The 5,828-nt window shown below is 69.5% G+C and carries 7 protein-coding genes; 5 read left to right on the top strand and 2 right to left on the bottom strand.

Annotation, left to right across the window (positions count from 1 at the left end):
- Positions 1 to 486: CoA transferase (locus tag AC1D12_RS22495; protein WP_477842959.1), on the bottom strand; the 486-nt coding region annotated here is incomplete at its 3' end.
- Positions 483 to 1,430: a hydroxymethylglutaryl-CoA lyase gene (locus AC1D12_RS22490; protein ID WP_477842957.1), complete on the bottom strand. Its 948-nt coding sequence runs from the start codon at positions 1,428 to 1,430 to the stop codon at positions 483 to 485. The genes AC1D12_RS22490 and AC1D12_RS22495, both read right to left, overlap by 4 nt.
- 94 nt (positions 1,431 to 1,524) lie before the next feature.
- Here AC1D12_RS22490 and AC1D12_RS22485 point away from each other — a divergent pair, with 94 nt between their 5' ends.
- From AC1D12_RS22485 to AC1D12_RS22465, 5 genes are all read left to right on the top strand, one after another.
- Positions 1,525 to 2,265, top strand: a complete 741-nt coding sequence (locus AC1D12_RS22485) for an IclR family transcriptional regulator (RefSeq protein WP_465111334.1) — start codon at positions 1,525 to 1,527, stop codon at positions 2,263 to 2,265.
- Between the two features lie 99 nt (positions 2,266 to 2,364).
- Positions 2,365 to 3,948, top strand: a complete 1,584-nt coding sequence (gene aceB / locus AC1D12_RS22480) for a malate synthase A (protein ID WP_477842955.1) — start codon at positions 2,365 to 2,367, stop codon at positions 3,946 to 3,948.
- Between the two features lie 155 nt (positions 3,949 to 4,103).
- On the top strand, positions 4,104 to 4,394 hold the full coding sequence (locus AC1D12_RS22475; RefSeq protein WP_465111336.1) for a nucleotidyltransferase family protein: 291 nt from the start codon (positions 4,104 to 4,106) through the stop codon (positions 4,392 to 4,394).
- Between the two features lie 193 nt (positions 4,395 to 4,587).
- Complete coding sequence (locus AC1D12_RS22470) at positions 4,588 to 5,586, top strand: esterase/lipase family protein (RefSeq protein ID WP_477825982.1); 999 nt, start codon at positions 4,588 to 4,590, stop codon at positions 5,584 to 5,586.
- On the top strand, positions 5,583 to 5,828 hold a 246-nt coding region (locus AC1D12_RS22465), incomplete at its 3' end, for a hypothetical protein (RefSeq protein WP_477842953.1). The genes AC1D12_RS22470 and AC1D12_RS22465, both read left to right, overlap by 4 nt.

Raw genomic sequence — 5,828 nt, 5'->3', positions numbered from 1 at the left:
GCTGCCGGCGCGCAGCGGCTGGCCGGGCGGCCCGGTCATGTAGGCGAGGCCGCCCATCATCTGCACCACCTCGTCGAGCGCGGTGCGGTGCTCGTAGGGGCCGGGCAGGAAGCCCTTGTGCGAGACGTAGACCAGGCGGGGGTTCAGTGCCGCGAGGCTGGCGTGGCCGAGCCCGAGCGCCGCCATGCCGCCGGGCTTGAAGTTCTCGCAGAACACGTCGGCCGTCGCGACCAGCTTCAGCACCAGCTCGAGCCCGCGCGGCTGCCGCACGTCGATCGCGAGGCTCTTCTTGTTGCGGTTGAACATCGGGAAGAAGCCGGCGCCCGAGCCCTGCAGGCGCCGCGTGGCGTCGCCCGCGAGCGGCTCCACCTTGATGACCTCGGCCCCCAGGTCGGCCAGCACCATGCCGCAGCTCGGCCCCATCACCATGTGGGTGAACTCGATGACGCGGATGCCGGTCAGCGGCAAGTTGTTGCTGTTGCTCATGCGGCGACGAAGCCGAGCGGCAGCCCGGCCTGCGGCGTGTGGCCGTACAGCGGCTCGCCGGCGAGCGACTGCTGCAGCACCTCGCGCGAGCGCATCAGCCGGGGCAGGTCGACGCCGGTGCGCACGCCCATCGCCTCGAACATGAACACGAGGTCTTCGGTGACGACGTTGCCCGACGCGCCGGGTGCGTACGGGCAGCCACCCAGGCCGGCGAGCGAACTGTCGAAGACGCGCACGCCGGCCTCGAAGGCGGCCAGGCAGTTGGCGAGGCCGAGGCCGCGCGTGTTGTGCAGGTGGGCGGCCCCGGCGTGCTCGCCGATCTCGGCGCGCAGCCGCGTGAACAGCCGCTTCACCTGGGCCGGGTTGCCCATGCCGGTGGTGTCCGACAGGCCCGATTCGTCGGCGCCCGCGGCGATGGCCTGCGCGGCCAGGCGGATCACCGCGTCTTCGGACACCCGGCCTTCGATCGTGCAGCCGAACGCGGTCGAGATGCCGGCCTCGATGCGCACGCCGGGTGCCGTCTCGTCGCGCAACTCGGCGATCGAGCGCAGCGCCTCGATCATCTCCAGCGGCGTCTTGCGCACGTTCGCCAGCGAATGCGAGCTGCTCGCCGACACCGGCAGCGTCAGCTTGTGCACGCCGGCCGCGAGGGCGGCTTCGGCGCCGCGCAGGTTCGGCACCAGTGCCATCACGGTGAGGCCCGGCAGCGTCAGCGCGTGCGCGACGACCTCGGCCACGTCGGCCATCTGCGGCAGCAGGCGCGCCGGCACGAACGAGCCGACCTCGATCTCGCGCAGGCCGGCGGCATGCAGCGCATCGATCCAGCGCAGCTTGTCAGCGGTCGGCATCACGCGCTCGATGCTCTGCAGGCCATCGCGCGGGCCGACTTCGCTGATCAACACGGCGGGCAACACCGCGGGCGGGGGCAGGGGGCTTGCGCTCATGATGATGATTTCATAAGATAGAACGATATTCTTTCCTTTGAATTCAAGTATCGATGTCGTCCGGACGCAAGTCAATGGCGACAACGAGGAGCCCATGCCTCGCAAAGCTGCCCAGGCCTCGGTCGCCGACGAACATGCCGCACCCGGCGGTGCTGCCGCGGTCGACCGCGCGCTCAGCCTGCTGATGGCGTTCGACAGCGCGCAGCCGATGCTGTCGCTGGCCGAGCTGTCGCAGCGCACGCGGCTGCACAAGAGCACCGCGCTGCGGCTGCTCGCGTCGCTGGAGCACGCCGGGCTGGTGCAGCGGCTGGCCGACGGGCGCTATGCCGCCGGCGCGGCGTCGATCCGGCTGCAGGCGGCGCATGCCGCGGCGTTCTCGCTCGAGGCCGTCGTGATGCCGGTGCTGCGGCAACTGGCCGGCCTCACCCGCGAGAGCGCGGCCTTCCACGTGCGGCAGAACGACATGCGGCTGTGCCTGTACCGCGTCGATTCGCCGCAGCCGATCCGCGACCACATCCGTGCCGGCGACGTGCTGCCGCTGAAGCGCGGTGCGGGCGGGCGCGTCATCAGCGCCCACGCGCCGTCGGCATCGGGCGCGTTGCCGGGCGACGCGATCAGCAAGCGCATTCGCCGCGACGGCGTGATCGGCCTGGCCGACGACCGCAGCGAGGGCGTGGCCGGCATCTCGTCACCGGTGTTCGATGCCACCGGCGCGCTGGCCGGTGCGCTGACGCTGACGATGCCGACCCAGCGCTACACCGAGGCCCACGTGGCGCCGGTGCGCGCAGCGGCCGTCGCGCTGACGAAGCAGCTCGGCGGGCGATTCCCGGATTGATTGGTAGCGCCAAAGTCACGAATCATCGAATTCTCAGGCTCTTAATCTTCACCCAAGTCTCCAATAGAGTGCGGAGATTCGATTCCGAGGAGATTCCCCATGAGCAACCTTCCCCTGCCGCGCGGCATGCAGATCAACGCGCCCATCCTGCCGGGCTTCGAGACGGTGCTGACGCTGCCGGCGCTGGAGCTGGTCGCCAAGCTGCACCGGGCCTCCGAGCCGCGCCGGCAGCAGCTGCTGGCCGCGCGGGTCGAGCGCACGCAGCGGCTGGATGCCGGCGAGCGCCCCGATTTCCTGCCCGAGACGGCGCACATCCGCGCCGGCGACTGGAAGGTCGCGCCGATCCCGAAGGCGCTGCACTGCCGGCGCGTCGAGATCACCGGCCCGGTCGACGCGAAGATGGTGATCAACGCGTTCAACTCCGGCGCCGACAGCTACATGACGGACTTCGAGGACAGCAACTCGCCATCGTGGTCGAACCAGATCCAGGGGCAGATCAACCTGTCGCAGGCGATCCGCCGCACGCTGACGCTCGAATCCAAGGGCAAGACCTACCGGCTCAACGACCAGATCGCGACGCTGCAGGTGCGCCCGCGCGGCTGGCACCTCGACGAGAAGCACGTCACGGTGGATGGCCAGCGCGTGCACGGCGGCATCTTCGACTTCGCGCTGTTCATGTTCCACAACGCGAAGGAACAGCTGGCGCGCGGTGCCGGCCCGTACTTCTACCTGCCGAAGATGGAGAGCCACCTCGAGGCGCGCCTGTGGAACGACGTGTTCGTGATGACGCAGGCCGAGCTCGGGCTGCCGCAGGGCACGATCAAGGCGACGGTGCTGATCGAGACCATCCTCGCGGCCTTCGAGATGGACGAGATCCTGTACGAGCTGCGCGAGCACAGCGCCGGGCTGAATGCCGGCCGCTGGGACTACATCTTCAGCTGCATCAAGAAGTTCAAGGTCGACCGCAACTTCTGCCTGGCCGACCGCGCGAAGGTCACGATGACCGCGCCGTTCATGCGCGCCTACGCGCTGCTGCTGCTGCAGACTTGCCACAAGCGCGGCGCGCCTGCGATGGGCGGCATGAGCGCGCTGATTCCGATCAAGAACGACCCCGAGAAGAACGCGATCGCGATGGCCGGGATCATCGCCGACAAGAAGCGCGACGCGACCGACGGCTACGACGGCGGCTGGGTCGCGCACCCGGGGCTGGTGGAGCCGGCGATGAAGGAGTTCATGGCGGTGCTCGGCGACCGGCCGAACCAGTTCGACAAGCAGCGGCCCGACGTGAAGGTCAGTGCCGCTGACCTGCTGGACTTCCAGCCCGAGGCGCCGATCACCGAGCACGGGCTGCGCATGAACATCAACGTCGGCATCCACTACCTGGGTGCCTGGCTGGCCGGCAACGGCTGCGTGCCGATCCACAACCTGATGGAGGATGCGGCCACCGCCGAGATCAGCCGCTCGCAGGTGTGGCAGTGGATCCGCTCGCCGAAGGGCACGCTCGACGACGGCCGCAAGGTCACGGCCGAGCTGGTGCGCGCGCTGGTGCCGGAAGAGCTCGCGAAGATCAAGGCCGGCGGCTTCGAAGGCAAGTTCGACCGGGCGGCGGAGATCTTCACGCAGATGAGCACGCAGGAGGAGTTCGCCGAATTCCTGACGCTGCCGTTGTACGAGGAAATCTGATCACCCACCCCCGAGGCGCTGCGCGCCACCCCCTCAAGGGGGCAACCCGAGCGGACCGGCAGAGCCGGATCCGCCGGGTTCGCTGGATCGTGCGGATGCACGCGCCAGGGTCTGCGTGTTGGACGCACTGCAGGCCGCTGCTGCATGATCGAGCGATGGATTGTGCCGACACCTTGGCCGTGCTGCGGCTGCACAAGACGGAGCTGCAAGATCGCTTCGGCGTGACGCGGCTCGTGTTGTTCGGCTCGCTCGCCCGCCAGCAGTCGAACGCCGAGAGCGATGTCGATCTGCTGGTCAGATTCGATGGGCCGGCCACTTCGACCCGCTACTTCGGATTGCAGTTCTATCTGGAGGACCTGCTCGGTCGTCCCGTCGACCTGGTCAGCGACAAAGCGTTGAGATCTGAGTTGCGGCCGTTCGTCGAACGGGACGCCATCCTCGTCTGAGGTCGCCCTCCGGGAAAGTCCCTCCCCCCTCTCCGTGCCAACCCTCTTCTAAAAGACGAACGTTCGTTCGAGACTCCGCGTCGGCCGCATGTTTTGCAGGCAGTTCGCAGGATGTTCGGTCCCGCGTGCGCACCCGACTGGCATCGATGCCGGCGGGCGCACGACATACCCAGAACCTTCAGGAGACATCTCGATGAACTTGCCGATCTGCCGCGTGCCGCGGCTGCCCTTCCCATGGCGTTCCCGGTTTCGGTCCGCGTCGCTGCCGCGCGCGCTCGGCGCCATCGCGCTGGCCGCCGGCCTCGCGTTCGGTGCCGCGCCCGAGGCGCGCGCCGCCGACACCTACACGAAGACGCAGTACCCGATCGTGATGGTGCACGGCCTGCTCGGCTTCGATGCGATCGGGCCGGTCGACTACTTCTACGGCATCCCGTCGGCGCTGCGCGCCGGCGGTGCCACCGTCTACACGCCCAGCGTGTCGGCCGCCAACTCCAGCGAGGCGCGCGGCGAGCAGCTGCTGCGCGAACTGCGCGCGCTGAAGGCGGCCTACGGCCATCAGAAGTTCAACCTGATCGGCCACAGCCACGGCGGCCCGACCATCCGCTACGTCGCCGCCGTCGCCCCCGAGCTGATCGCCTCCGTCACCACGGTCGGCGCGCCGCACACCGGCAGCAAGACGGCCGATGCGATCCAGGGCATCACCTCGTGGACCGGCACCACCGGCGCCGCCGCCGCGATCGCGAATGCGCTGGCCGCGACGATCTCGTTCCTCTCCGGCTCGCCGAGCCTGCCGCAGGACTCGCTGGGTGCGCTGCAGTCGCTGAACACCGCCGGCGCCGCCGATTTCAACCGCCGCTTCCCGCAGGCCGCGCCCACCACGCCCTGCGGCCAGGGCGCGGCGGTCGTCAACGGCGTGCGCTACTGGTCGGTCGGCGGCACCAGCGTGCTGACCAACGTGTTCGACGTGAGCGACGGCCTGCTCGCCGCCACCAGCGTGTTCTTCGGCTTCGAGCAGAACGACGGGCTGGTCGGCCAGTGCTCCAGCCACTGGGGCATCGTGCTGAAGGACAACTACGCCTGGAACCACCTCGACGAGGTGAACCAGGCGTTCGGCATCCGCGGGCTGTTCGCGCAGGACCCGGTGGCCTTCTACCGCAGCCAGGCGAACCGCCTGAGGGCGGCCGGGCTGTGAGCCCGCCGGGCCGCCCCAAGGGCGAACGCCGCAGTGCGAAGCACGAAGGCTTTCTGCTTCACGACCGGCCGGCCTCGCTGTTCGCACTCTCGGTGGCCGGCGTCTGCCTGGTGATCGGCGTCGTCGCCTGGCGGCTCGCGCCGTCGTCGACGCACGCCGCCCGCCCGGCCGAACCCCGCTTCACCGAATGGCGCGACAACCCGTTCGCCGCCGGCGTGCCGACCGATGCCGCCGCCTACAAC

It is taken from the genome of Rhizobacter sp. P1_G5 (genome assembly GCF_056405435.1).
Note: the sequence above shows the minus strand (reverse complement) of the source record. Positions and strands in the feature narration are given on the sequence as shown.